This is a genomic window from Ponticaulis koreensis DSM 19734 (assembly GCF_000420665.1).
Lineage (GTDB): Bacteria > Pseudomonadota > Alphaproteobacteria > Caulobacterales > Hyphomonadaceae > Ponticaulis > Ponticaulis koreensis.
This window is the reverse complement of record NZ_ATVJ01000001.1, coordinates 2,266,866-2,292,970: the sequence shown is the minus strand read 5'-3', so window position 1 is coordinate 2,292,970 and position 26,105 is coordinate 2,266,866. Positions and strand designations below refer to the sequence as shown.

Sequence of the window (26,105 nt, the reverse complement as noted above, 5' to 3'; positions counted from 1 at the left end):
TAAGATTAACCCTGAGTTTTCTTGATTTCAGTTACCGCGTCACCAACGGTGCGGATGTTTTCCTGAACTTCGTCTTCGATCTCGATACCGAACTCTTCTTCAAAAGCCATAACGAGCTCAACGAGGTCGAGGCTGTCAGCGCCGAGGTCGTCGATGAAGCTAGCAGCTTCTGTTACCTTGTCCGCCTCTACCTCGAGGTTTTCGACAACGATTTTCTTCACACGTTCGAAAACATCAGACATTTCATCTTCCTTCTAATTATGGAGCGAGCAGTCAGCTCTTGTTTGTAAACTGCTTGCGTGTTGCGCCGCTAGCACATGTTTTGCGGCTTGACCATTATCCGGACTGGGATTTCCTGACTAGCCCTAACAGGCTAAATCATTGCCATCCCGCCATTCACATGCAGGGTTTGCCCTGTAACATAAGCCGCTTCTTCGCTTGAGAGATAGACACAAGCAGAAGCGATGTCGCCACCAGAACCCAGACGACCCACAGGGATTCCACCCAGAAGGTGTTCTTTCTGCGCATCGGAAAGTTCGTCAGTCATCGGAGAGCTGATAAAGCCTGGCGCCACACAATTTACTGTGATGCCACGGCTCGCAACTTCCTGAGCAAGCGATTTGGAGAAGCCAATCATACCAGCTTTAGATGCGGCGTAGTTCGTCTGCCCCGGGTTACCCGTAACCCCAACGATGGACGTAATACCGATAATGCGGCCAAAACGGCGCTTCATCATGCCACGAAGGCTAGTACGTGCGAGGATAGAGTAAGCCTTGAGGTTTACATCTACGACTGAGTCCCAGTCTTCTTCTTTCTGCTGGAGCAGAAGCTTATCACGCGTAATGCCTGCGTTAGCGACCAGAATATCGACAGGGCCGAAGCCTTTATCGACAGAAGGCACGAGACCAGCGACGCTCTCCATGTCAGAGAGGTTGCACGGCGCAATGTAAGTTTCACCCGGCAGTGTGGACGCCACTTCTTCAAGAACGGCTTCACGCGTACCGCTCAGCGCAACTTTAGCGCCCTGCGCAGACAGTGCTGCAGCGATTGCACGACCGATACCGCCAGAAGCGCCGGTCACAAGTGCAGTTTTACCCGTCAGATCGAACATGGAAGCGATCCTCCCTTTTTCCAAAAGATGTTCAGGCCTGATTCTGAGCTTCAGCAAAAGCCTCAAGATCAGATGGCGTACCCAGTGCTGTGCCGTTTAGCCCTTTTACAGTGCGTCGGTTCATGACGGTCAGGACTTTGCCTGCGCCACATTCTACGAGGTTCACAACACCTTCTGCAGCCATTTTCTCGACGCTTTCGCGCCAGCGGACACGTGCGGTTACCTGCTCAACCAACAGATTACGGATTTCTGCAGGATCTGTAACCGGCGCAGCGGTCACATTTGCGTAGACAGGTACGATTGGTGACTTGAGCTCTGTTGTCGCCAGAGCTTCTGCCATCGCATCAGCAGCCGGTTGCATCAGGCTGCAGTGGAATGGCGCGCTGACTGGCAGAAGAACTGCTTTTTTGATGCCATTCTCTTTGGACCATTCAGCAGCCGCCTCGACGGCCGCTTTCGCGCCAGACAAAACGACCTGTCCCGGTGCGTTGTCATTAGCGATCTCGCAAACGCCGCCGGACGCTGCACAAGCGGCTTCAGCCTGTTCGATTGTTGCACCGAGGAGCGCCGCCATAGCGCCTTCACCTGCAGGAACAGCTTTCTGCATGGACTCGCCACGGAAGCGCAGAAGCTTTGCAGCATCTCCTACGCTGATCGCGCCTGCAGCAGCCAGAGCTGAATATTCACCGAGCGAGTGACCGGCAACATATGTCGCATCACCCACTTTAACTCCGAACTCCGCCTCAAGCGCACGTGTTACAGCGAGGCTGACCGCCATCAAAGCCGGCTGCGTGTTCGCTGTCAGTTTCAGATCATCGTCGGAACCTTCCCAGATCAGACTGGAAAAGTTTTCACCGAGCGCAGCGTCAACTTCTTCGAAAACCGCGCGCGCACTCGCGAAAGCATCAGCAAGTTCTTTGCCCATTCCAACGAACTGGGCGCCCTGGCCCGGAAAGATAAAAGCTGTGTGGTCCATAGTGACAGGTCCTTTTCAGAGCCGAATGCCCTACCCATACGAAACGCAAATGACAAGCCACTTGCATTTTTTGTCTTATTACGCTTTAAGCGCGCCTTCACTGGATAGCGGCCCGTACCAATCGTGGAGCGGGGCCATCATCTGCTGCTTCCCTTGTCAGCGGGTGCCGCCTTCCAACCAAAGGGTAAAACATGGCTTTTTACGAACACGTCTTCGTAGCGCGCCCAGACATTTCACCGCAACAGGTGGAAGCGCTCGTTGAAGACATTACAAAAATCATCGAAGACGAAAACGGCAAGGTCGGCAAGACCGAGTATTGGGGTCTTCGCAATCTGGCATACCCAATCAACAAAGTTCGCAAGGGTCACTACTCCCTTATGAACCTTAATGCGCCAGCATCTGCGGTCCAGGAACTCGAGCGCCGTCTTCGTATCAATGATGACATCATGCGTCACATGACGATCCGCGTTGAAGAACTCTCTGACGAGCCTTCTGCGATCATCGCTCGCAAAGACCGCGACGACCGTCGCAAAAGAGACTAGGAGGCAACCATGTCAAAAGGTGGAAAACTGAACATCTCCAACCTGCCGGCTCGCCGTCCTTTCGGTCGCCGTCGCAAGGTTTGCCCGTTCTCTGGTGAGAACGCTCCGGCAATCGACTACAAAGACGTGAAACTGCTGCAACGCTATGTGTCTGAAAAAGGCAAAATCGTTCCAGCTCGCATCACGGCTGTCAGCCAGAAGAAACAGCGCAAGCTCGCTCAGGCCATCAAACGTGCCCGCGTTCTCGCTCTGCTTCCGTTCAGCGTTCAGTAAGGAGAGCCCACAATGCAAGTTATCCTTCTTGAACGTGTCGAGAAACTCGGAACGATTGGTGACGAAGTCGAAGTTAAAAACGGCTTTGCGCGCAACTACCTGATCCCTCAGGGCAAAGCGCTCCTCGCTAACGATGCCAACCGCGCACGCTTCGAAGCTGAAAAAGCTGAAATCGAAGCACGTAACGAAAAAGCTCGTGCGGAAGCTGCGTCTAACGGCGAATCTCTCGACGGAACAACTTTCGTCCTGATCCGTCAGGCTGGTGAGAACGGCTACCTCTTCGGTTCTGTCGCTGCACGTGACGTAGCTGAAGCGGCCACTGAAGCTGGTACAAAAGTTGAGCGTCGTCAGGTTCTCCTGAACACGCCAATCAAAACTATCGGTCTTCATGAAGTCGAAATTCGCCTTCACCCGGAAGTCACGATCACCGTCACGATGAACGTTGCGCGTTCTGAAGACGAAGCCGAACGTCAAGCTGCAGGCGAAAACGTGATCGAAGCTGCTATGGCTGAACAGCGCGCTGACGAAGCTGCTGTTGCATCCGAAATGGCTGAAGCTGCTGCTGAAGCCGCTGCTGAGCGCGGCCCGGCTGACGAAGACTAAGTTCTTCAAACAACCTAATCCAAAGAAAGCCACCTCTTACGAGGTGGCTTTTTTTGTTGGGGAAAATCTGAAATTTCGCGGGTTCGTTAAAACTAGCTATGTGTATTTTAAGAATACCTACATTTCTGATGGGTATATCTGCTCGCCATAATAAGATGGTGAGTGGACAAAATAATGGCTCTTTTACAACAAAAATTATCGTCAAACTCTGCACCGGCAACAAAGCCAACCTCAGAGGACCTTTTCAAGTATCTCCTGCCGGAAGATCCGAATGGCGCGCGCGCTAAAGCCGTCTGGAAAGAGCTCAAGCCCGAGATCGAAAATATTCTAGAAGCATTTTACGCTCGAATTAATCAAACCCCCAATCTCGCGGCTATGATTGAAAAATCTCCTCATGGCGCCGATGATCTGGCGAAGCGACAATCAACGCACTGGGAAAAAGCATTCGTTACGAATGAACTTCGTGAATTTGAAGAAGACGCTCGGAAAATCGGCTCGGCCCACGTTCGCATCGGGCTAACCTCTGACTGGTTTATTGCTGGCTATGGCCGTGTCCTTATGGAAGCTGTACCGCGCATTCTTAAAGCGCACCGCTTTACGCCGCAGCGCGCCGCAGAAGCCATCAACACACTCATTTCGCGCATGTTCCTGGATATGGCGCTCGCGAACGAGTCATATTCCAGCCAGATGACCGATCACGAAGCGATTGAATGGCGTGCGGACAATGATTATCAGAACCTCCGCACGATCTCTGACTCCATGCATGACATCAACAAAGTCACGCTGAACCTTGCAGTACTCAGCAACAGCACAGCGAAAGCAACCAGCTCCAACGAATCTGTTGCTGCAGCTGTCGAGGAACTAGTGTCGTCTATCCAGCAACTCTCTGACACAAGCCAGAATGCGGCGAATGCGGCGGGGGACACTAACACTCGGCTGAACGAAGGCGTTCAGGGCGTTGTGCGTGCACGTGGTGCAATCGCAACGGTTGCTGAAGCTGCCGAACGAAGCAATCAGAGCCTTTCATCCCTTCAGGGGGCAGCCGCTGAAATCAACGACGTTATGTCTGTGATCCAGTCTATTGCGGACCAGACCAACCTTCTGGCTCTCAATGCAACCATCGAAGCAGCCCGCGCTGGTGATGCAGGCAAAGGTTTTGCGGTTGTTGCAAGCGAAGTGAAGGCTCTCGCGAACCAGACTGCGTCAGCGACGGAAGACGTCGCAAGCCGAATCCAGACCCTTCAAGCCGAGATCGACCGCATTAGCGCTAACTTCGCAGCAACCCGCGAAGCGATCGATACCGGCGAGGAAACGCTCAATAATGCCAGCGACCAGATCGAAGGCGCCGGTAGCCAGATGGAAGGCGTTGCCGGACGCATGAGCGAAGTCGCTCAAATCCTCGAGCAGCAGGAAAGCTCCGCGCGCGAAATCTCCAGCCATATCGTCGGCATGACCGATCTCGCACGTGAGAACTCATCCTGCCTCGATGACATTGCAACATCGATGACCGACAGCAATGGTAACCTCTCCAAAGCAGCTGGTCAGTGGTTCCGCGCGACCTCATCCCGCTCGCTCTGCGAGATGGCGAAGATTGACCACACCATGTTCAAGAAACGCGTTGTCGATACGGTACTCGGACGTGGTCAGTGGAAATCCAGCGAGGTACCAGACAACCACAACTGCCGTCTCGGCAAGTGGTATGACAGTGTCGAAGATAGCGAGCTGCGCAATCTTGAATCGTTCCGTTCACTGCTGGAACCGCACCATCGCGTACACAAATCCTCCACCGAGGCGCTGGCTGCGAAAGAAACTGGCGATATGGAAACAGCCATGAAAAAGCTCACAGAGCTTGATCGGGCGAGTATCGAAGTTGTTGCAAAATTGAACGATGTTTCGGCATTCCTCCACTCACGCGAGTCTATCTCCGAGCGTCGTAAACGCGAACGCGAACCGATTTTCGGCGAAAAAGTCGAATTGAAGTCCGGTGACCGCACAATCAAAGCGGAAGTCCTGAATGAAAACGCAGGCGGTATTGGTATTGAAGGCGTCTCCCAGAGCGAAGTCGGCCAACTCTTCGACATGTTCTACAAGGGCAACAAGAAGGGCACCGTTCGCTGGGCAAGCGGCAACCGCGGCGGTATTCAGTTCGAAGACTGATCCCTCTTCTGGAGACAAAATACAGAGACCGCATTCCTCCGAATGCGGTCTTTTTTGTTGGCTAATTGTCCATCTGGCTGTGGAAAACGGGGACGCAGCGCGAATCAGATAAAATCAAGTCGTGATCTTTCCGCAGTAAAGGGTTAACGCTGCCCAATGGCATATGACGATCCGGCTCCGAACGCGAAATCCGAACTCCCGTATAACACTGCGGCTGAGGCTGCGATTCTGGGTGCGATTCTGTTCGACAACAACGCCTATCACCGCGTCTCCGAGCTGTTGATCTCCACGGACTTCTACAACCCTGCCCACGCCGAGATTTACGAAGTTATCGCCAAGTTCGTCCCGAACGGCAAAATGGCCGACGGCGTGACGCTGCATGACGACTTTGCCAAGCGCGGCAAGCTGGAAGCCATTGGCGGCGCCGCTTACCTCGCTGAACTTCTCGACCACGCCGCGTTCGGTCCCGAAATCGTCGACTACGCCCACATCGTACGTGACCTCGCCATCCGTCGCGAACTGATCGACATCGGCTCTGTAATGGTCACACATGCAGCCCACCCTGAAGAAGATATGCCGGGCTCTCAGCAGATTGAGGCTGCAGAGAAAAAGCTCGGCGCGCTGGCAATGCGCGGGTCTGCGCGCGGTGGCTTCAAGACATTTGGCCAGGCGGTTACCGAATCCATCGAATCCGCGACCGCCGCTTTCCAGCGTGATGGCAAAATCGCTGGTATTTCTACGGGCCTTCTGGACCTCGATGGCAAGCTCGGCGGCCTGCATAATTCTGACCTTCTCATCCTCGCGGGTCGTCCATCCATGGGTAAGACGTCGCTCGCGACAAACATCGCCTATAACGTCGCCGCAGCCTATAAAGCCGCACAAAACGAACAGGGCCAACGTGTTCTGGAAGACGGCGGCATTGTCGGCTTCTACTCTCTCGAGATGTCGTGTGAGCAGCTCGCGACACGTATTCTCGCCGAGCGGTCTGGCATTCAGTCCCACCGTATCCGTCAGGGCGACCTTGAGCGCCACGAGTATGACAAGCTCCGCGACGCGGCGGCTGAACTGGAATCCCTGCCGCTCTATATCGACGATACCGGCGGCATCTCGATTTCCCAGCTTTCGGCCCGCGCGCGTCGTCAGAAGCGTAGTCACGGTCTCGATCTGATCATCATTGACTATCTGCAGCTAATCACAGGCTCCGGGGCGAAGAGCGCTCAGGGTCGTGTGCAAGAAGTCTCTGAGATCACGATGGGCCTCAAGGCTCTGGCGAAAGAGCTGAACGTGCCTGTGATCGCACTCTCCCAGCTTTCGCGTCAGGTTGAGCAGCGCGACGATAAGCGCCCGCAGCTTTCAGACCTTCGTGAATCCGGTTCGATTGAGCAGGATGCGGACGCCGTACTCTTTGTATTCCGGGAATCTTACTATCTGGAACGTCAGGAACCAGACGATGCAGGTGAAAAATTCGCTGAATGGCAAGAAAGAATGGAACGTCTTCGTAATATTGCCGAAGTTATCGTGTCCAAACAGCGTCACGGCCCGATTGGTAAGGTAGAGCTACACTTTGACCCGAATGTCACCAAATTCAGCGATCTCGAACGACGATACAACGCCGACGACTATTAGTGTGTCCGGCGCGGCCTCTGAACAATTGAACGGACCGAGATCGGTCGTTCATCTCGGAACGATTGCAGCCAATTACCGCGCAATGCGCGATTTCTGCTCTTCAAGCGAAACCGGTGCTGTCGTCAAGGCTGACGCCTACGGTCACGGCGCTGAAGAAGTCGCGACGAAGCTTGCCTCTGAAGGCTGCGAAACCTTCTTCATTGCCTATCCGCGTGAAGGAGAAGCTGTCCGCAAAGCAGTCGGTCCGGATAAACGGATATTCGTATTCCACGGCCTCACCAACGACTCGCCGGATCTGATTATCCAGCACGACCTGACGCCGATTTGTAATCGCGTCGAGGAAGTGAAGACCTGGCTGGAGGCGTACCCGGATCGCCCATACGGGCTTCACTTCGACACCGGCATCAACCGTCTTGGTCTGAGATTGTCTGATCTGGAAGAGGTACAAGGACTTACGTCGGGCACCCCACCAATTCTGGTGATGAGCCATCTCGCCTGCGCGGATCAGCCGGAACACCCGATGAATGCTCGGCAGCTGGAAAAATTCCGTGAGGTCGTTGCAGCGTTTCCGGAGAGCAAAGCGAGCCTTTCAGCGACCGCCGCAAGCTATCTCGGACCCGACTATCATTTCGATTTGATCCGCCCAGGTATCGCGCTTTATGGCGGCGGCCCTGCCCGTCCGCCAGAGCTTCGCCTGAAACCCGCCATGAGCGTCTCAGCGCCCATTCTGAATGTCTTCAATGTCGAAGCCGGAGAACACACCGGCTATGGCGCAACGTTTGAAGCGAAATACCCAATGACGCTGGCGACTGTTTCGCTCGGATACGCAGACGGATACCTTCGCTCGGCCTCCAATTACGGGTTCGGAATGCATGAAGGCGGCCCCTGCCCGATTGTCGGCCGTGTCTCTATGGATCTTATGACCGTGGATGTCACAGATTTGCCTGAACCGCCGACTATAGGGTCTCACATAGAATTCATTGGCCCTAAAGCGGGGCTGGAAATACAAGCCGAAGCTCTTGGAACCATAGGTTATGAGTTGACGAGTCGCCTTGGCGGTCGCATCTCACGAGAGTGGCAGGACGAGGACTGACAATTGGCTGACACCATCCCAGTAGTATTCAGACCCTTTCAGTGGGTTGGAGCGGCCGTGCTCGGACTGCTTGGCGAGGCCGGGCGCCTTGCGACATTTATCACTCGCGTCAAACTCGCTGCGCTAACGCCCTGGGTATTCTTCGGCGAAACGCTGAAACAGTGTATTCGCATCGGATATTTCTCGCTGCCGGTTGTTGGCCTGACAGCCATTTTCACAGGCGCAGCGCTCGCTCTGAATATTTTCGTCGGCGGTTCGCGCTTCAATGCGGAGCAGTTCGTTCCGAACATTGTTGTCCTCGGCATAACCCGAGAGCTTGGGCCTGTTCTTGCGGCATTGATGCTTGCGGGGCGCGTTAGTGCCGGTATCGCGGCGGAAGTCGGCACGATGAAGGTTACCGAGCAAATTGATGCGCTTCACACGCTCTCTACCAGCCCGTTTCAGTATCTGTATGCGCCGCGCTTCTGGGCCGCCGTTCTGACACTTCCTATCCTCGTCCTGATCGCTGACATTATCGGCGTTTATGGCGGCTATCTGGTTGCGACCGGCACGCTGGATTTTAACGGCAATCTCTACATCAAGAACACGATGGATTATGTGACGGGCGGCGACGTGATCGGCGGTCTCATCAAAGCCGCAGTGTTTGGCGGTGTTGTCGCGCTGATGGGCTGCTATCACGGTCAGAATAGCCAGGGCGGCGCAAGCGGTGTTGGCCGTGCCGCAACGCTTGCTGTAGTTTCCAGCGCGGTTCTGATCTTCTTCTCGAACTTCCTCATGACAACGCTCTTCACGAGGATCGGCCTGTGACCCAACCACTTCTCCAGATGACGAATGTCCATAAGGCATTTGGACCGAAGAAAATTCTGCAAGGTCTCGATATCGATGTCGCGCCAGGCAAATCCCTCGTGATTATTGGCGGCTCGGGCACGGGCAAATCGGTTTCGCTGAAATGTGCACTGGGTCTGATGAAGCCAGACGAAGGCGAAATCCTGTTCGACGGTGAGAAGCTGAAAAAGAAGAAAGCACGCGAAGCCATGCTGGCGCGTACCGGGATGCTGTTTCAGGGCGGCGCTTTGTTTGACAGCCTGCCGATCTGGCAAAACGTGTCGTTCAAACTGCTCGGTAAATCAGGCACATCAAAAGCTGATGCCAAGGACCACGCTATCGAAACGCTGAAAAAGGTACGCCTTGGAAGCGAAGTCGCTGACCTTTATCCGGCTGAACTATCCGGCGGCATGCAAAAACGCGTAGGTCTTGCTCGCGCAATTGCGACACGCCCTGATCTTATCTTCTTTGACGAACCGACAACCGGTCTCGACCCCATTACGGCGGATGCGATCAACGATCTAATCGTTGAACAGGTGAAAGGTCTGGGGGCTGCATCGGTTTCGATCACGCACGACATGCCGTCTGCGCGCAAAATCGGCGATGAAATCGCCATGCTCTACGAAGGTAAAATCATCTGGCGCGGCCCTGCCGATACCGTAGATGATTCAGGCAATGAGTATGTCGACCAGTTCGTCCATGGTCGTGCAGAAGGCCCTATCCAACCCGCTATGTAGCCTTAGCAGCAGCCGCGCCTGCTGCTTTTCCCATCGCCATGCAGGCCGTGAGAAGATAACCGCCGGTCGGCGCATCCCACGATACCATCTCACCCACGCAATAGGTGTTGGGAACGGCTTTCAGCATTAAATGCTCATCCAGCGCGTCCCAGGACACACCGCCTGCGGTTGAGATGGCGTCATCCATTGGCGCGGTACCTGACACGGTGAATGGCAGCGCCTTAAGCAAAGCGGCAATTTCCGAAGCATCGCCCGGGGGTGATCCGCGCGTGACTTCATTCACCAGAGCGACTTTCACCTTGTCGAGACGCGCAGCCTTGCGAAGCCGGTTCGACATGGAATCTTTGCTGTTGGCAGAAGCAAGGCGTTTGGCCAGCGCGTCAGTTCGCACATCCGGGACAAGATCAATCAGCAGCGTTGCTGATCCACTCGACGACAGCTCTTTGCGCAAATCGGCCGCGACAGGATAAAGCGCGCCGCTTTCAATGCCGTGCCGCGTGACAACAATGTCGCCACGCGACTTCTTATCACCCATCTTCAACGCGATACTCTTCACCGGTGCGCCTTCATGCTGAGACAGCAAACGGTCGCTCCAACCAACCTCCACACCGCAATTTGACGGCTCAAACGGGTCAATGTATACACCACGTTGAGAGAGAATCTCGGCCCACTGCCCGTCAGATCCGAGCCTCGACCAACTCTTGCCGCCAAGCGCGAGAATAGTTGCATCACTTTCGACCTGAACGGCACCGTTCTGCGTCGAGAATGAGAGCAAACCCTCTGACGTCCATCCCGTCCATCGGTGGCGCGTGTACAGTTCTGCACCCCGCTCTGCCAGTTTCCGCAGCCACTTTCGAAGTAGTGGTGAGGCTTTCATTGCAACTGGAAAAATTCGTCCTGATGACCCCACAAAAGACGGTTCGTCCAACGCCTCCATCCACTCGCGAATGTCAGACGCATTGAACGCCGACACCATGGCTCTAAGCCGACCATCAGGGGCATCATACCGACCTAAAAGCTGATGAACCTTCTCAGAGTGAGAGATATTCAGTCCGCTTTTGCCGGCCATCAGAAATTTGCGGGCAGCCGAAGGCATCGCTTCATAGATCGACACATGTGCGCCCTGCTCCAGTGCAGCTTGCGCGGCCATAAGGCCGGCGGGTCCTGATCCGATGATTGCGATGCGTTTCATGCCGATCATTTATCCGGACAAGAGCGGTCACGCCAGCCGCCAGATGAAGTTATGATTGTAATCGGTTTCGAATTGGTTTTACGAACACGCCTCAACACTATACCGCTTATCGCTATGGCTAAAACGACTACCCAATTCATCTGTCAGTCCTGCGGCACTGTTCATTCCAAATGGAATGGCAAGTGCGAGGGCTGCGGCGAGTGGAATACCCTCGTCGAAGAAACGATCAGCGCGGCGCTGGGCGGCCTGAAACCCACTAGCAAAAAGACAGCTGGCGGGCCGCTGGAGTTTTCCAGCCTTGATGATCACCGCGAGGCACCGGAGCGTATCAAGCTCGGCGTCGATGAACTCGATCGCGTCTTCGGCGGCGGTCTGGTCCCTGCATCCGCTACGCTGATTGGCGGTGACCCGGGCATTGGTAAGTCTACGCTTCTGCTGCAGGTCACCGCACGCCTCGCCCGCAACGGTCTGGATACTGTCTATGTCTCCGGTGAGGAAGCTGCAGCGCAGATTCAGGATCGTGCAGAACGGCTCAAAGTAGCATCCAGCCCAGTTAAGCTCGCCACGGAAACGGATCTGCGGACCATCCTTTCCGCGCTCAAGAAGGCAAAACCCGACTTTGTTGTCATCGACTCGATCCAGACGCTTTGGTCGGACAGTGTTGAGGCCGCGCCCGGCTCCGTCTCACAGGTTCGGGCGTGCGCTCAGGAACTTGTGCGATTTGCGAAGAAAAGTGGCTGCGCTCTGGTCATTGTCGGCCACGTCACCAAGGAAGGTCAGATTGCCGGACCTCGGGTCGTGGAGCACATGGTCGATACCGTGTTCTATTTTGAAGGCGAACGCGGCCACCAGTTCCGCATTCTACGCGCGGTGAAAAACCGCTTCGGACCGACCGATGAGATTGGTATTTTCGAGATGTCAGCCTATGGCCTTGCGCCAGCAAGCGAACCATCTGCGCTATTCTTAAGTTCCGAAGATGATCGAACCGGTGGCGCGGCTGTCTTCGCTGCTATGGAAGGGTCACGCCCGATGCTCGCTGAAGTGCAGGCACTGGCTGGCCCGGCTGCTTACGGCACCCCGCGTCGCTCGGTTGTTGGATGGGACAATAACCGTCTCGCCATGATGATTGCTGTGCTGGAAGCACGCTGCGGTCTGCAGATTGGCGGTCGTGACATCTATCTGTCCGTCGCAGGCGGGTATCGAATGGTGGAACCGGCAGGTGACCTTGCCGCAGCCGCTGCCTTATTATCGTCCATGGCTGACCAGCCACTCCCTGAAAAATCGATCTTTTTCGGAGAAATTGCACTTTCAGGTGCGATTCGCCCTGTCGCTCGCATGGATGCGCGGTTAAAAGAAGCTGAGAGACTTGGCTTCAAGTGCGCATTTGGACCAGAAGGACCTCAGCGAAAGCATGGCAGCTTGACCTATACGCCGATTAAACGGCTGGCTGACCTTGCTGATATGCTGGAAGTGAGAAACGACGATGAGTGAACTGCTGAACTCACTGAATATGACGATGTTTGATGTCATCGTCATTCTGCTGACTGTCGTTTCAGCCCTGATGGCATTGGCTCGGGGTTTCATCCGCGAAGTCGCGTCAATTCTCGCATTCCTTCTGGCGCTCGGCGCTGCGCTGTTTGCTTATTTCTATCTAACACCGCTCGCGAAAGGCGCCCTGCCGGATACGATCGACCCGATCATGATCGAGGTCGTTGTCGTCGCGGTCACTTTCCTCTTCATCTATATTTTCGCGGCCTGGCTTGGACGTAAGTTTTCCCGCTTCGTCCACACGTCCACGGATATCACGCTTGTAGACCGTGTGACCGGCCTCGTTTTTGGCGTCGCGCGGGCCTTCGCGATCATCGTTCTCGTGCTTTTTGTGTCACGCCCGTTCATCGAAGAGGCCGAGATTTCCTGGGTACTGGATTCTTTTTCATATCCCTATTTCATTCAGGCAGTAATCTGGGTACAGAGCGTTATTCCAGCGGTAGCTGACAACGTTCAGCAGGCAATTCCAGAAAACCTGCCGGACAGATCTTAGTACTAAACAGATCGAAAGATCGGAGCTTAAACCATGATGTTTTTTGACCATGATGACGATAAGCTCCGCGAGGAATGCGGTGTATTCGGCATTTTCCGACACCCTGAAGCGTCTGTCATTACAGCGCTGGGTCTCCACGCTCTGCAGCACCGCGGACAAGAAGCCTGCGGCATCGCCACATACGATGATAAATCTGGTTACTTCGTGAACGAGCGCCATATCGGCCTTGTCGGCGATAACTTTGTCGGTCAGGACATGCGCACGCGCCTGCCGGGATCATCTGCAATCGGCCACAACCGCTACCCGACACAAGGCACGCCAGCTATTCGCAACATTCAGCCTATTTTTGCTGACCTTGATTGCGGCGGTATTGCCATCGCCCACAACGGCAACCTGACGAATTCCCGTTCCCTGCGCCGTCAACTCGTCGACAAAGGCGCAATCTTCCAGTCCACAATGGACACCGAAGTCATTCTCCACCTCATTTCCCGCTCCGATAAAGCGCGCATCACAGAACGCTTCGTTGATGCGATCAGCCAGATCGAAGGTGGCTTTGCGCTCGTGGCGCTGACAGAAGAAATGCTGATCGGCGCACGCGACCCTGTAGGTCTTCGTCCTCTGGTTCTGGGTGATCTTGGCGGGACAAGCGTACTGGCTTCTGAAACATGTGCACTTGATCTGATCGGTGCAAAATTCGTCCGCGAAATCGAACCGGGCGAAGTCGTGATCATTACAGACAATGGCGTGGAAAGCCTGACACCGTTCCAGCGCCGTTCAACCGCACCATGCCTGTTTGAGTTTGTTTATTTCGCCCGCCCTGACAGCATTATTCAGGGCAAGAGCGTCTATGAAGTCCGTCGCCGCATGGGGATGCGCCTCGCACAGGAAGCGCCTGCCGATGCTGACGTTATCGTGCCGGTGCCAGATAGCGGTGTACCTGCGGCGCTGGGATACGCAGAAGAATCGAACATCCCGTTCCAGCTTGGTATCATCCGAAACCATTATGTGGGCCGTACCTTCATTGAGCCGACCCAGGTGGATCGACAAACGAGCGTTTCCAAAAAGCACGCGCCGAACAAATTCGTTCTGAACGGCAAGCGTGTGGTTCTGGTCGACGACTCCATCGTCCGCGGCAACACCTCCAAGAAAATCGTCAGCATGGTTCGCGAAGCTGGCGCGAAGGAAATTCACTTCCGCTCGGCAAGCCCGATGATCAAGTTCCCGGACTATTATGGCATCGACATGCCGTCCGAGCGCGAACTGCTCGCTGCGAACCACTCACTGGAAGAAATGCGCCGCGAACTGGAAGTCGACAGCCTCGACTTCCTCTCCGTCGATGGCCTCTATTGGGCCGTTGGTGATGTCGCACGTGATACCAACTCACCTCAATACGCAGACCACTGCTTTACCGGCGATTATCCGACACGTCTGATCGACCGCCGCAACGAAGAAGTCGGTCGCGATGCTCAATTGTCTTTCCTCGACGACTAAGCGCTGAGATAAAGCCGATATGACTGATAAAAGACTCACCCTTGTAACCGGGGCATCTCGCGGCATTGGACGCGCGCTGTGCGTCGAACTCGCTACAAAACACAATCATCACGTCATCGCTGTTGCACGCAGCCAGAAAGCTCTGGAAGCGCTCGACGATGAGATCAAAGCGGCTGGCGGACAGGTCACACTCGTTCCGCTCGACCTGACGGACGCCAATGCGATTGAGCGTTTGTCTGTCGCTGTTCTGGAACGCTGGAAGAAGATTGATGGCCTTGTGGGCAATGCAGGCGTTCTTGGCCCATTGGGACCGCTTCAAACGATCACGCCATCAGGATTCAACAGCACGATTGATGTGAACCTGACAGCAAACTGGCGTCTGATCCGCTCTTTCGATCCGCTTCTGCGCGCAAGCCCTGCTGGCCGCGCCGTCTTCATTACGTCTGGCGTCGTGCCGCGTCCTCGCGCATTCTGGGGGGCTTATCAGGCCTCAAAGGCCGGTCTTGAGGGCATGGTTGCTGCCTGGGCTGACGAAACCAAGGTCAGCAATATCCGCGTCAATCTGTTCGATCCGGGCGCTGTGCGCACCGACATGCGCGCCGATGCGATGCCGGGTGAAGATCCCCTTAGCCTGCCCCCGCCGGAAGAGGTCGCGACCAGGCTCGTTGAACTGCTTGGCGACGATGTCACTGCCCATGGCGAACGCCTCGAATTCAGAACCAAATAAAAAACGGCCTCGAAAGAGGCCGTTCTCATATCTGTATCAATGTTGTCGCGGATCAGACGAGGTCGTAACCACGCGCATTGATGTACTGGCGAAGTTCTGTCGCACGGCGCTCCGGGTCCGGGTGCGTGGACATAAACTCTGGTGGACGATTGCCTGAGCTGCGTGCAGCCATGAGCTCCCAAAGACGCGGCGCCTGACTGACGCGATAACCGGAGCGGTACATATAGTCGACGCCGAGACGGTCAGCTTCGAGCTCGTGGCGACGGCTATATGGCAGAATAACGCCGAATTGCAGCGCTGCGCCGCCGAGAACACCGATTGTATCACCGTATTCACGGAGCGTATCAGACTGCTGGATAGCTACTGTTCCCGCGACCAGAGCGATCTGGCTCGCCAGACCGATGGAATAGCGTTCAGCCGCATGTCGCCCGGCAACGTGACCAGCCTCATGACCAAGCACGGACGCAAGCTGATCATCATTTTCCGTCAGCTCAGTGATACCGCGATATACGCCGACTTTATTACCCGGCATGACGAAGGCGTTCGCATCGTCCGTATCAAAAACAGCGATTTCCCAATCCTGATCGGCTCGGCCGGCACCTTGCGCAACCTTTTCCCAGACACGATTCACGCGCGCGTTCAGGGAGGAATTTGTAGACAATGGTGTCTGCTGTTTCATCTCGGTCCAGGCAGATGCAGCCATGGTTGCGATCTGGCCTTCGCCTACCAACAGAAACTGGCTGGTACCGGTTTCCGGATTGGTTGTGCAGCTGGTGACAATCGGCACAACTGAACCAACTGCCAGTCCGCGAATAAGCTCACGTCGAGACATATTCACACGCGGAGCAGCGTTGAGAATTTTGTTGGAAATGGTTTCTTTCGAAAGCCGCATTTTAATCTCCCTCATGCCGAATGGCATCCCGATGCGGATGTTACCCCTAGTCGTCTGAAGGTCAAACGCCTGATATCAGTCGAATGTTCCCCCAAGCCCCAATTGCGACAACACGATCTCTGTATGCTGCCCCAAAACGGGAGGCTCGCTACGGATGTTGGCAGGCGTTCTGGAAAACGCAACGGGGTGTTTCATCGCACGATAGCTATGACCAATCTCGTGGAGACGCTCCTCGAAGAAACCGACATCTTTCAGATGCTGATCGGTCAATACTTCAAGGTTGGAATTGAAGCCCATAACCGGAATTTGAGCTTCGTCGAGCAGCTCCAGCCATTCTTCAGTGGTTTTGGTTTTCGCGACTTCTCCAATGATACCGTACAGCTCTCCGACATTTTCGGTGCGGGCCTCATAAGTCGCAAATCTTGGGTCAGAGAAAACCTCCGGTCGTCCACCAATCTGGAAGAACAGCTCCCACTGGTCATCTGAATACGGCACAAGGCCGATATAACCGTCGGCTGTCGCATACGGCTTGCGATTTACATTGATAGACCGCGTGTACGCCATGCGGCCATTACCTGGCAGCCATGTCTCCCCATAAAGATTTTCGACCATGTGGAAGAAGGTAAAGGTCTCGAACATCGGCACCTGAACGAACTGCCCCTCGCCCGTCCGTTCCTTATGGTACAGCGCGGCAATCGTCGCGTAGACGGCATAGAGGCCCACCGTCTTGTCGGCGATGAGAGACGGAATATAGGCAGGGTCCCCGCCGTCACGCAGTCTCAGAAGGTCAGAGAAGCCGGACGCCACCTGAATAAGGTCGTCATACGCCTGACGTTTCTCATACGCGCCGCCCTGCCCGTAGCCAGCGCAGTGCACGTAGACGATATCTGGATTGATCTTCGCAACGTCATCATAGGCAAAGCCGAGCCGCTCCATGCCTGCAAGACGCACATTGTGGAAGAAGATGTCAGCGTCCTTCAGGAGTTCCGTCAGAGCCGCTTTGCCCTCATCCGTTTTCGCATCGAGCTGAATTGATTTCTTATTGCGGTTCAGCGCCGTAAAAATCGGCCCCATGCCGGGTGCAGGAGACGGCCCTGCGCGACGCATCACATCGCCCGTACCATTCTCGATTTTGATAACTTCAGCGCCAAGGTCGGCCAGTATGAGTGTCGCAAATGGTCCAAGCACGACCGTCGACATGTCTACAATTTTTACGCCAGCCAGAGGACCAGTCGCTTCCGTCATATTATTCCCTCCTCAGATGAGCCGGCGACTTTTCGATCCGTCCTGACCCAGTTGTTCTGTTTCAATGGCGAAATGCGAGCGAGAACACATAAGCCTGTTCTTCAAACTCTCCGCCGATTTCATATCGTGTCGCAAAGCCCGCTTCGAACGAGCCAATATCCCGCGAAATCATAAATTCGACTTTGTCGCTATTCCCATTATCCCCGCGTTCGGACCAGTACTGTGTAGTATAGTTGAAACCATCTGCATCACTCACACCCATGACGAATTCCAAACGGTTCGTCTGGCAGTCACTTTCATGGCTGCGATGCCCCAGCGTAAGTCCAGCAAAATATGTGTCTTCGCCCAGCTGGCCTGAATGCCCGACACCCAGCTCGATCTCGCCGCCGCGGCTTTCACACCCGAGACGACCGCCAATGGCCGCGCCCTCGACATACCCGAGAGCAGCCGTGGTCGACCAGAAATCGCCCCGCCATAGAGCTCGACGCAGCTGCAGCCGGTAGCCATCTGCGTCAAACGCGTTAGACGTCTCAAAATCTACGGTTTCGAATTTGCCCGCGAGCGTCCAATCGTCCGTCAGGCCATACTCTGCATAAAGATCAGAGCGATTTGCGCTGAACGGTCCATGATCTTCCAAAGCCAGTGAGGTTCGCGCGAACAGACTGCCCGCATCCTGAACCCAACCGGCAGCGACCGCTGGCGGGACGACTAACAGCCATCCCGCCAGAAGCCGGAAGCTTAGGCGTCGTATCCTGGAAGATTGCGATCGAGACGGCGAAGCGCCGCTGGCCAGAGAAGTTTGTCTGAAAGAACCGCCATGCCTTTCGGATTGCTCTGTCCTTTGACTACATCCTGCACTTCTTCGGAACAAATGATCAGCTCCCCACCGCCAGCTTGCGCCATAATCTGCATTTTACATGCGCGTTCCAGATAAAACATACGCATGTAAGTCTGCGCAGCGGTTGCGCCGCAAGTCAGCGTTCCGTGATTGCGGAGAATGAGCATGGATTTGTCGCCCATATCAGCAACAATGCGCTCGCGTTCGTCATGGTTCAGGGCGACACCCTCATAGTCATGATACGCAACTTCGTGCTGAGCGATCATGGCATGCTGCGAAATTGGCAGAAGACCGCTTTTCTGAGCCGATACGGCAACGCCCTGATCCGTATGCAGGTGCATCACGCAGCGAGCATCCTCACGCGCGGCATGGATCGCTGAGTGGATCGTAAAACCAGCCGGATTGATATTGTACGGAGTGTCCTCGACGATCTCGCCTTCCAGATCGACTTTTACGAGCGATGATGCGGTGATCTCTTCAAAGAGAAGGCCATAAGGGTTGATCAGGAAATGGTGTTCCGGGCCCGGAACGCGCATGGAAATGTGCGTAAAAATGAGGTCGTCCCAACCATGGTACGCTGTGAGGCGGTAAAGCGCTGCGAGGTCCACGCGCGCCTGCCACTCTTCCGCTGAAACACGTGATTTAACGTCACCGAATCCCAGATCGTCTGCCATTTTGTTTCTCCCGAGGTAATTTTTCCGAGAGACTAAACGAAATAACTGGCCACGCCAATCATTCCCGAAGAGAATTGCCCCTGACGTCGCAGCGGCATGCTTGACCTAAGCTGCAGACCTGCCAATGCTCGGCGCGAAGTAAAACAGGTAGTATTGATGTCTAACAAAGTCGCATTTGTCGCCAGCGCACGTCCGGAAGCCCAGCAGGCGCTCCGCGCGATGATCGCGAACTACGGCCAGTGCGATGAAGCTGACGCTGATGTCATTGTAGCGCTTGGCGGCGATGGCTGCATGCTCGACACGCTGCGACGCCGGTTCGCCGACCCGCGGCCGGTTTACGGCATGAATCAGGGCACGATCGGCTTCCTAATGAACGACTACCGCGAAGACAAGCTCATGGAGCGCCTGGACCGCGCCGAGCGTGCTGTCATCTATCCGCTGCGTATGAAGACACGAACCATAGACGGAGACGTTTCTGACAATCTCGCCATCAACGAGGTCTCTCTGCTGCGCCAGTCATCGCAGACTGCAAAGCTGCAAATTACCATCGATGGGCGTGTTCGCATGTCTTCGCTGTCGTGCGACGGCGTTCTTGTGGCCACGCCAGCTGGCTCCACCGCGTATAACCTGTCAGCTCACGGACCGATCCTTCCAATCGGCGCAAACTTGCTAGCGCTGACGCCGATCAGCCCGTTCCGCCCACGTCGCTGGCGCGGCGCGCTTCTGCGCCATAATGCGACGGTTCAGATCGATGTTCACACCCCGACACTGCGCCCTGTAGCCGCTTCAGCGGACAATCAGGAGGTAAGACACGTCGAATCAGTTACTATTACTGAAGACAGGAACAAGCCTTTGGTGATGTTATTTGACGAAGGACATGCACTTGAAGAAAGAATCCTTCAGGAACAGTTCGCTCATTGACATTCACTAATCGCCACGAACAAAATCTTAAGGAAAGTATGTGCCTTTAGGGGTTCACCAAATCCTTAGTTAGCGGATGGGGCAAATGGGTAAAGCGAAACCAATAGAGATTATTACGCCTCCTAACGTGTTGAAGGCCAAACTCGGCGGTCCACTTTCCCTCAACAGCAATGATGCAATCAAACTTGCAGAAAAAGCGCTCGAGTCGCTTTCCGGTGAGTTTGACACATGGCTGGATGAAGAAATCACACGTGTGGAAACATCATGGGCGAACGCCAAGCCTCTGACCGATCGCGAGAAGCAACTCAGCGACGTCTTTGGCATGTCACATGACCTTAAAGGTCTGGCGACAACCTACGGCTACCCACTCATCACACGTTACGCAGACTCACTCTGCAAGCTTTTGGCGTCTGAAGAGATGCGTGCGATCGCACCAGTCAATCTGATCGATGCCCACATCAAGGCTTGCCGCACAGCTATGCGTGACGAAATCAAAGCCGAAAACCACCCGCTTGGTGTGGCGCTGGCGACAGAGCTCGAGTCACAGACTGGCAAGCTGGTCGCGGAACACGAATAGTCCTCAGACTGTTTTCATGACCCTTTCAAGCGGCTCGGTTGTCACACGATAACCGGCCGCTTTTGGTATGCGGAGAAACTTTCCGGTTTCGTCGCTCTCCACAACAGGAAGTACTGTGACCACGTTTTCCGGCTGCGCGAACTCGCATATAGCTGAAACAGAACCCAGATCTTCCAATCGCTCCAGGTTCACGCGCGTCGGGAATAAGAGCTTTGCCTCTCCTGCCTCTGCCTTTTCCAGAACTTCAGTCGGTGTCATCCAGACAGCTTCCGTCGTTTCGCGGCCATCATGCAATGCTTCCTGCCCTTCTGGAGCGCGCGCGACGTAAAAACGTGTATCGAAGCGCTTCGGCATGAAGTCTGGCGTAATCCAGTGAGCATAGGGCTGCAGATCAGTCAGATCGAGTTGCAGCTTATACTTCTGCACCAGCTCCAGAAAGCTCATCTCACCCCGATCCACCGGCGAACGGAATTCAGCAAGTTCATTGCAAACAGACTGACCAACGAATTTTCCGGCAGGGTCACCTTTTCGGGTTGCAAGAAGAATTCCGGACTCCTCGAAAACTTCTCGTACGCCACCGATACGCGCGGCGAGTTCGTCATCCAAATACGTCCCGTGATACCATCCTTCCCAGTCCTCTCGATGGTCATCAGCGCTGACTTTTCCGCCCGGAAATACCATAGCACCGGACGCAAAATCGATCTGATAATGGCGCTTCACCATGAGTACCGCAGGGGCATCCTCACCTTTGAGGAGCAGCATGGTGGAGGACAGAACAGGCTCCGCGGACTTGCTGAAATCGTTCACAAATTCTCTCCACTGTCGTTTGAGCTTCTCTGAAATTGCGGATCAGATCGGCACGGGATTGTAGGAGTGTCCTGCTAGTCTCTCTCCTTGTCCAGACCAGGGAGACATCATGAGCCAGGCCTTTTTCGCAGCATTAACATCGACTTCGCCTGGTAACCGTCCGTTTCGCAGCCGTTTTGAGCCATGCCTGAAGCTCTCAACCGGCGAAATCGATTTCCCTATCACGCGCGTTGATCCGCTGTTTGAAGACCTGCCAATGGGTCACACAGCGACGAATCATCCAACGGCATGGCTCGTCACAACACTGCGCAAGCTGGCTCATACTGCGCGTCAGTACGACATCAATATTCGTCCCATCCACGTGCCGATGCCGCTCTGCATTCTTCAATACGAAGATGCCGCGCGCCATTGTAAGGTCGCAGCGGAAGCTGAAGGCTGGTGCCCGCAGGAATTCGTCATGGAATTCCACGATGCAAGCCTTGTCTCCAGCGAGATCGACGTTCTGAGCCGAATGGAATCCTATCGACGTGTAGGCTTCCGCATCGGTCTGGATGCCCGCCAATCGTCCACTGCACCGTTTGGTGCGCGCCTTCGGTCAGCGGTAGAGCGTATGCGTGTTCAGGAAGACGATCTGCTGACAGACGAAACGCTGCAACACCGCGCGGAAATCGTTTCCTCCCTCGGAGGAGACGTCATTATCGAGCGGGCACATTGGAAACGCGCCGAACTCCTTCAGAGCTACGGCGCGACCCATGCATTGAAAATGGTGTGTGACGCGTAAAAGCGCTTAAGCCGCTTCGTCCGAACGCTGGTCCTCGACCTCACGGTACGCGTCCAGCTTCTCAAGCAGGTAATCCAGATCCGCTTTCGGAATGTTCTGAAACTGCGTCAGGACGCGTTCGACCATGCGCTTACGGAAACGTTCGCGGTCTCCATCCAGACCGTCATAGTCGAGCTCGTGGTAAACATTGATCGCCATCTGAAACGGCACGTGCATGCCTTTCGGCAGGCCTGCATGTTCAAAGATTTTGCGCAGTCCGAGAGCGCCGGCATCGTGAAGCAACAGCCATGTCCGGTGATGCGGCAGACCTGAGAGTTCTGACAATGCGTGCTCAACGAAAGATACGTGTCCCAGACACATTGCCCGCATGATCATACTAGGCGTAAGGCGGTTATTCAGAGCGAGCTGCTGCACGAAGCGCGGCAAGTTACTGGAATGGCCAGCCTGTTCGACAAGATCGAGCGTCGCACGCTCGTGCGCACCGGAGGCAAGCTCGATCGCCAGCTGTGGCGGAAGCTCGTGACTATTTACGAGCAGATCAAACATCTGACCTGAAACCAGAGACACCATTTTTTCGGCGACCTGTGGCGGAATCCAGCTGCGTGAGATCAGTGCGCTCTGCACGTCTTCATCGGTTTTGAAACGATCGATAGTGAAACCGTATCCGCGTTCCGTCAGATTGGCATTGTCGTTCGATGCCATTTTAACAACCGCATCACGGCAGGCATGCTCGGCAATCGTGTCAGCAACCTCAGCAGAAAGCTTCTCACGCCCTGCAACAGCAATCTGTTTTGCTTCCGTCGCGTTGAGAACGAGCTCCACAAGATCCGAGTTCCGGAACACCGGAGAATTTTCAATGACAGGCAGCGCCACAGAATCGATATCGTGCGCCAGCTTCAACGCCACTTCACGTGGCAAGTTCGGAGAATTTTTAAGTGTCACCGCCATAGCGCGGCGAACAAGTTTCTCGGCATCCTGTGCAAGCAGATTAAGAATCTGATCTGCGAACACTTTATCCTCAGACTGCAATTCCTCATTGCCGATACGGCGGCAGAGCTTGTGCGTTGCGTGCGCACGGTCTTCTGCAGAACTGCCCTTCATCAGACGAACAATATCATCCTGATTTAATTTCGGGCGCATCGCTTTGACGGACATAGGTTAAAGCCTTAACGAAAGTGAATAACGTTCGCTCTTAATTTTGGCGGTTAACATTAACGTCTGCTTACCGCGGTTAATATTTTCGTCAGAAATTAAGAAACACAAATGAAATCAGATACGCTTGTGGGAGGCAACATGCTGCAAGGCATTAAGGTCATTGAATACGCAACTTATATGGCAGCACCGGGTGCTGGATGCATTCTGGCAGACTGGGGCGCCGAGGTAATCAAGATCGAGCCCCCTAAAGGCGACCCGATTCGCCAGTTCTTTGCATCTATCGGAACTGATTCGACAGACAATCCAGTCTTCGATTTCGACAACCGTGGCAAGAAATCCATCGTCGTGGACACTTCCACAGAAGAAGGTGTTGAGATCGTCAAAAAACTTGCGGCAGAAGCCGATGTCTTCCTGACAAACGTTCGTCCAGGCGGACTTGAACGCTCCGGTCTCGACTATGAAGCGCTCAAAGCGATCAATCCGGGCCTCGTCTACTGCACGCTGACTGGTTACGGCCTTGAAGGGCCTGATAAGGATCGCCCCGGATTTGACATTGCGTCTTTCTGGTCACGTGCGGGCCTTGCGCGCCTTTTCCCGCCGAAAGGCTCAGACCCGTTCCCGCTCCGCACGGCATTCGGTGATCACGTCACATCGATTGCAGCATCGTCCGCGATAAATGCTGCACTTGTGAAGAAATTCCGTACAGGCGAAGGCCAACTGGTAGAGGCATCCCTCCTCCGCGCAGGCCTCTATTCAGTAGGTAGCGACCTCGCAATCCAGCTCTTCTTCAACAAGGTGGCGTCCACCAAAGACCGTTACAGCACCAATGTGCCGATCATGAATTTCTTCCAGTCCAAGGACGAGAAATGGTTCACGATCGTTGCCCGACAGGGCAATGGTGACTGGGCACCGATCTGCCGCGCTGCTGGTGTGCCTGAAATGGCGGACGACGAGCGGCTGGTTTCCGGTAAAGGCCGCCGCGCGAACTCACGTGAGGTCGTTGAGCGTCTGGACGCCGCGCTGAACCAGATGGATATGGCGGAAATTTCCGAACGCCTTGATGCTGAACAGATTGCATGGGCGCCGGTCCAGTCTCTGGCCGAAGTTGCGCAGGATCCGCAGGTCTATGCAGCTGGCGGTATTCAGGAAATGCCTTCCAGCTCTGGCGGCACATTCAAGACACCCGGCTCCCCGGCGCGCTTCCCTGGCACTGAAGATGGCCCAAGCGGCCCCGCTCCGGCTATGGGCGAACACACCCGCGAAACGCTGGCCGCAATGGGGCTATCAGAGGCCGATATTGATGCCCTCTACGAAAAAGGCATTGTAAAATAGGGTAAATAAAAAGGGCGGCTCAAAGGCCGTCCTTTTTTACTTCATTGGTTAATCACATCACTGATTTCCAAGTATTTCCATCGCAGCCGCCGTCATAGATGTCACGCCGGTTTCGATAGTGTTTTCAAAGTCAGGACCGAAAAGCCCCGAATGAAGCGATGGCAACCCCGGACCGCCATTCTGTGACGCCACATATTGCTCTTCAGAAATCGCGCCGATCCAGAACAGCATGCCCGGAATGTTTTCATCGGTTCGTGCATAGCGGCTGAAATCTTCGCCGCCCATCACCGGAGACAGGATACGCACGGACTCGTCGCCGAGCGTTGCGCGGAGTGCACTGCCAATGCGCTCGGACAAATCAGGATCATTGAAGGTCGCTGGCGTGTAATCCGGATCGACAAAGAATTCAGGCTCCGGCGCGCCAAAGGCTTCCGCCTGTCCGCGTACAATACGCTCAATGCCGCTCAGCAGCGTTTCACGGACATCTTCGCCATATGAGCGCACAGTCAGCTGCAAATGAGCTTCGTCCGGAATGACATTGTGCTTGTGGCCCGCTGTAATTGCACCGACCGTCACAACGGCGGGGTCCTGAGGGTTCACATTTCGGGAAACAAGCGTTTGCAGCGCGGTCACCGTATGCGCAGCAATGACGACAGGGTCGATCGTTGTATGCGGATACGCCCCGTGGCCGCCTGCGCCGTGAATAGTGATGTCGACGCTATCTACGTTGGCCATAGCAAAGCCGGGCACATAGCCGACCGTGCCGGCAGGCATTGATGAATTCACATGGAGCGCCAGATTATAGTCCGGCACAGGAAAGTCATCGAACAGCCCCTCTTCCAGCATGGCCTGCGCACCGAGCCCCAGTTCCTCGGCTGGCTGCAGGATCATGATCAGAGTGCCAGACCACTCATCACGGCGGTTGACGAGATTTCGCGCAGTGCCCAGCCATGAGGTCATATGGATGTCGTGGCCGCAGGCATGCATTACAGGCCCCTCAACACCCGTCCACGAGGTCGCGACCTGCTCTGAGGCGAAGCTGAAGCCCGTTTGTTCAGGCACCGGGAGTGCATCCATGTCGGCGCGAATGAGAAGCGTAGGCCCGTCACCATTTTGCATCACGCCGACGACGCCATAGCCACCAACATTCTCACGAACGACACCCTGTTCGCGTTCCGCCTTCGCGCGAACCCAGTCATCACCGAGCCCCGTCGTCACCTCAAAGCCCAGACTTTCCAGCTCACGTGCGAGAAGTGCGGACGTATTCACTTCCTGAAGCGACAGTTCGGGATTGGCATGGAGATGCTGATAGACCGTGATCAGATCGGCGCCAGTTTCAATATCTTGCGCGAATGCAGACTGCAGCCCGGCAAGGCTCAAGGCCAGCGCGCTGCCGAGTAGATAGGTGTTTTTCATGATTCAGCCCTCGAAATACATTCACCCAGAGGACCACGCAGCGGCGACAGGTTCAAGCCTGCGCCTTTGTCAT

27 protein-coding genes are annotated in these 26,105 nt (G+C 55.0%); 16 read left to right on the top strand and 11 right to left on the bottom strand.

The annotated features are described in order from the left end of the window. Nucleotides 1-5 precede the first annotated feature (5 nt). The 3 genes from G523_RS0111575 to fabD form a co-directional block, all read right to left on the bottom strand. Nucleotides 6-242, bottom strand: a complete 237-nt coding sequence (locus G523_RS0111575; protein WP_022695231.1) for an acyl carrier protein — start codon at nucleotides 240-242, stop codon at nucleotides 6-8. A gap of 131 nt (nucleotides 243-373) precedes the next feature. After that, on the bottom strand, nucleotides 374-1,111 hold the full coding sequence (gene fabG, locus G523_RS0111570; RefSeq protein ID WP_022695230.1) for a 3-oxoacyl-[acyl-carrier-protein] reductase: 738 nt from the start codon (nucleotides 1,109-1,111) through the stop codon (nucleotides 374-376). Nucleotides 1,112-1,142: 31 nt separating this feature from the next. After that, nucleotides 1,143-2,087: an ACP S-malonyltransferase gene (gene fabD / locus G523_RS0111565; RefSeq protein ID WP_022695229.1), complete on the bottom strand. Its 945-nt coding sequence runs from the start codon at nucleotides 2,085-2,087 to the stop codon at nucleotides 1,143-1,145. A gap of 191 nt (nucleotides 2,088-2,278) precedes the next feature. Here fabD and rpsF point away from each other — a divergent pair, with 191 nt between their 5' ends. The 8 genes from rpsF (at nucleotide 2,279) to G523_RS0111525 (ending at nucleotide 9,943) form a co-directional block, all read left to right on the top strand. Continuing rightward, nucleotides 2,279-2,629 carry a 30S ribosomal protein S6 gene (gene rpsF, locus G523_RS0111560; protein WP_022695228.1) on the top strand — a complete coding sequence of 117 codons (351 nt, stop codon included), beginning with the start codon at nucleotides 2,279-2,281 and terminating at the stop codon, nucleotides 2,627-2,629. A gap of 9 nt (nucleotides 2,630-2,638) precedes the next feature. Then, entirely contained in the window at nucleotides 2,639-2,902 is a 264-nt protein-coding gene (gene rpsR / locus G523_RS0111555) for a 30S ribosomal protein S18 (RefSeq protein ID WP_022695227.1), read from the top strand. A gap of 12 nt (nucleotides 2,903-2,914) precedes the next feature. Then, a complete protein-coding gene (gene rplI, locus G523_RS0111550) occupies nucleotides 2,915-3,505 on the top strand; it encodes a 50S ribosomal protein L9 (RefSeq protein ID WP_022695226.1) in 591 nt (196 codons plus the stop codon). Nucleotides 3,506-3,679: 174 nt separating this feature from the next. Beyond that, nucleotides 3,680-5,662 (top strand): methyl-accepting chemotaxis protein, encoded by a 1,983-nt coding sequence (locus tag G523_RS0111545; RefSeq protein ID WP_022695225.1) that lies wholly within the window; start codon nucleotides 3,680-3,682, stop codon nucleotides 5,660-5,662. 156 nt (nucleotides 5,663-5,818) lie between these two features. Beyond that, nucleotides 5,819-7,288 (top strand): replicative DNA helicase, encoded by a 1,470-nt coding sequence (locus G523_RS19090; RefSeq protein WP_022695224.1) that lies wholly within the window; start codon nucleotides 5,819-5,821, stop codon nucleotides 7,286-7,288. Then, the gene (alr, locus tag G523_RS0111535) at nucleotides 7,236-8,381 is read left to right on the top strand and encodes an alanine racemase (protein ID WP_081648772.1); all 1,146 of its coding nucleotides are present in this window, start codon (nucleotides 7,236-7,238) and stop codon (nucleotides 8,379-8,381) included. Before G523_RS19090 ends, alr begins: the two co-directional genes overlap by 53 nt. A 57-nt stretch (nucleotides 8,382-8,438) precedes the next feature. Continuing rightward, nucleotides 8,439-9,188, top strand: coding sequence for an MlaE family ABC transporter permease (locus G523_RS0111530; RefSeq protein WP_233347289.1), 750 nt, complete (start codon nucleotides 8,439-8,441; stop codon nucleotides 9,186-9,188). After that, the gene (locus G523_RS0111525; protein ID WP_022695221.1) at nucleotides 9,185-9,943 is read left to right on the top strand and encodes an ABC transporter ATP-binding protein; all 759 of its coding nucleotides are present in this window, start codon (nucleotides 9,185-9,187) and stop codon (nucleotides 9,941-9,943) included. Before G523_RS0111530 ends, G523_RS0111525 begins: the two co-directional genes overlap by 4 nt. Here the strand turns inward: G523_RS0111525 and G523_RS0111520 are convergent. Next, a complete protein-coding gene (locus G523_RS0111520) occupies nucleotides 9,936-11,135 on the bottom strand; it encodes a TIGR03862 family flavoprotein (RefSeq protein WP_199285723.1) in 1,200 nt (399 codons plus the stop codon). The genes G523_RS0111525 and G523_RS0111520 overlap by 8 nt on opposite strands. A 114-nt stretch (nucleotides 11,136-11,249) precedes the next feature. Here G523_RS0111520 and radA point away from each other — a divergent pair, with 114 nt between their 5' ends. Genes radA through G523_RS0111500 form a run of 4 tightly spaced genes read left to right on the top strand, consistent with a single transcriptional unit; the run spans nucleotide 11,250 to nucleotide 15,394 of the window. Then, on the top strand, nucleotides 11,250-12,626 hold the full coding sequence (gene radA, locus G523_RS0111515; RefSeq protein ID WP_027441681.1) for a DNA repair protein RadA: 1,377 nt from the start codon (nucleotides 11,250-11,252) through the stop codon (nucleotides 12,624-12,626). Continuing rightward, complete coding sequence (locus tag G523_RS0111510; RefSeq protein WP_022695218.1) at nucleotides 12,619-13,176, top strand: CvpA family protein; 558 nt, start codon at nucleotides 12,619-12,621, stop codon at nucleotides 13,174-13,176. Before radA ends, G523_RS0111510 begins: the two co-directional genes overlap by 8 nt. Before the next feature lie 33 nt (nucleotides 13,177-13,209). After that, a complete protein-coding gene (purF, locus tag G523_RS0111505; protein WP_022695217.1) occupies nucleotides 13,210-14,667 on the top strand; it encodes an amidophosphoribosyltransferase in 1,458 nt (485 codons plus the stop codon). Nucleotides 14,668-14,686: 19 nt separating this feature from the next. Further along, complete coding sequence (locus G523_RS0111500) at nucleotides 14,687-15,394, top strand: SDR family NAD(P)-dependent oxidoreductase (RefSeq protein WP_022695216.1); 708 nt, start codon at nucleotides 14,687-14,689, stop codon at nucleotides 15,392-15,394. Between the two features lie 52 nt (nucleotides 15,395-15,446). On the opposite strand, the gene G523_RS0111495 is transcribed toward G523_RS0111500, so the two are convergent. The 4 genes from G523_RS0111495 to G523_RS0111480 all read right to left on the bottom strand — a co-directional run bounded on the left by G523_RS0111495 (nucleotide 15,447) and on the right by G523_RS0111480 (nucleotide 19,043). Further along, a complete protein-coding gene (locus G523_RS0111495) occupies nucleotides 15,447-16,286 on the bottom strand; it encodes a M48 family metallopeptidase (RefSeq protein ID WP_022695215.1) in 840 nt (279 codons plus the stop codon). A gap of 75 nt (nucleotides 16,287-16,361) precedes the next feature. After that, nucleotides 16,362-17,531 carry a CaiB/BaiF CoA transferase family protein gene (locus G523_RS0111490; RefSeq protein WP_022695214.1) on the bottom strand — a complete coding sequence of 390 codons (1,170 nt, stop codon included), beginning with the start codon at nucleotides 17,529-17,531 and terminating at the stop codon, nucleotides 16,362-16,364. Between the two features lie 61 nt (nucleotides 17,532-17,592). Continuing rightward, nucleotides 17,593-18,168, bottom strand: a complete 576-nt coding sequence (locus tag G523_RS0111485) for a hypothetical protein (RefSeq protein ID WP_022695213.1) — start codon at nucleotides 18,166-18,168, stop codon at nucleotides 17,593-17,595. A 101-nt stretch (nucleotides 18,169-18,269) separates the two neighbouring features. Then, a complete protein-coding gene (locus G523_RS0111480) occupies nucleotides 18,270-19,043 on the bottom strand; it encodes a class II aldolase/adducin family protein (protein WP_022695212.1) in 774 nt (257 codons plus the stop codon). A 156-nt stretch (nucleotides 19,044-19,199) separates the two neighbouring features. Here G523_RS0111480 and G523_RS0111475 point away from each other — a divergent pair, with 156 nt between their 5' ends. Beyond that, entirely contained in the window at nucleotides 19,200-19,964 is a 765-nt protein-coding gene (locus tag G523_RS0111475) for an NAD kinase (protein WP_022695211.1), read from the top strand. 85 nt (nucleotides 19,965-20,049) lie between these two features. After that, nucleotides 20,050-20,541 carry a hypothetical protein gene (locus G523_RS0111470; protein WP_022695210.1) on the top strand — a complete coding sequence of 164 codons (492 nt, stop codon included), beginning with the start codon at nucleotides 20,050-20,052 and terminating at the stop codon, nucleotides 20,539-20,541. 3 nt (nucleotides 20,542-20,544) lie between these two features. Here the strand turns inward: G523_RS0111470 and G523_RS0111465 are convergent, their stop codons facing one another. Next, nucleotides 20,545-21,348, bottom strand: a complete 804-nt coding sequence (locus tag G523_RS0111465; RefSeq protein ID WP_022695209.1) for an NUDIX hydrolase — start codon at nucleotides 21,346-21,348, stop codon at nucleotides 20,545-20,547. A gap of 109 nt (nucleotides 21,349-21,457) precedes the next feature. Here G523_RS0111465 and G523_RS0111460 point away from each other — a divergent pair, with 109 nt between their 5' ends. After that, nucleotides 21,458-22,129, top strand: a complete 672-nt coding sequence (locus tag G523_RS0111460) for an EAL domain-containing protein (protein WP_022695208.1) — start codon at nucleotides 21,458-21,460, stop codon at nucleotides 22,127-22,129. Between the two features lie 6 nt (nucleotides 22,130-22,135). On the opposite strand, the gene G523_RS0111455 is transcribed toward G523_RS0111460, so the two are convergent. After that, entirely contained in the window at nucleotides 22,136-23,284 is a 1,149-nt protein-coding gene (locus tag G523_RS0111455) for a DUF2336 domain-containing protein (protein ID WP_022695207.1), read from the bottom strand. Between the two features lie 108 nt (nucleotides 23,285-23,392). On the opposite strand from G523_RS0111455, the gene G523_RS0111450 reads away from it, so the two are divergent. After that, nucleotides 23,393-24,616 carry a CaiB/BaiF CoA transferase family protein gene (locus G523_RS0111450; RefSeq protein WP_022695206.1) on the top strand — a complete coding sequence of 408 codons (1,224 nt, stop codon included), beginning with the start codon at nucleotides 23,393-23,395 and terminating at the stop codon, nucleotides 24,614-24,616. A gap of 57 nt (nucleotides 24,617-24,673) precedes the next feature. On the opposite strand, the gene G523_RS0111445 is transcribed toward G523_RS0111450, so the two are convergent. After that, complete coding sequence (locus tag G523_RS0111445) at nucleotides 24,674-26,032, bottom strand: amidohydrolase (RefSeq protein WP_022695205.1); 1,359 nt, start codon at nucleotides 26,030-26,032, stop codon at nucleotides 24,674-24,676. Nucleotides 26,033-26,105: the final 73 nt, after the last annotated feature.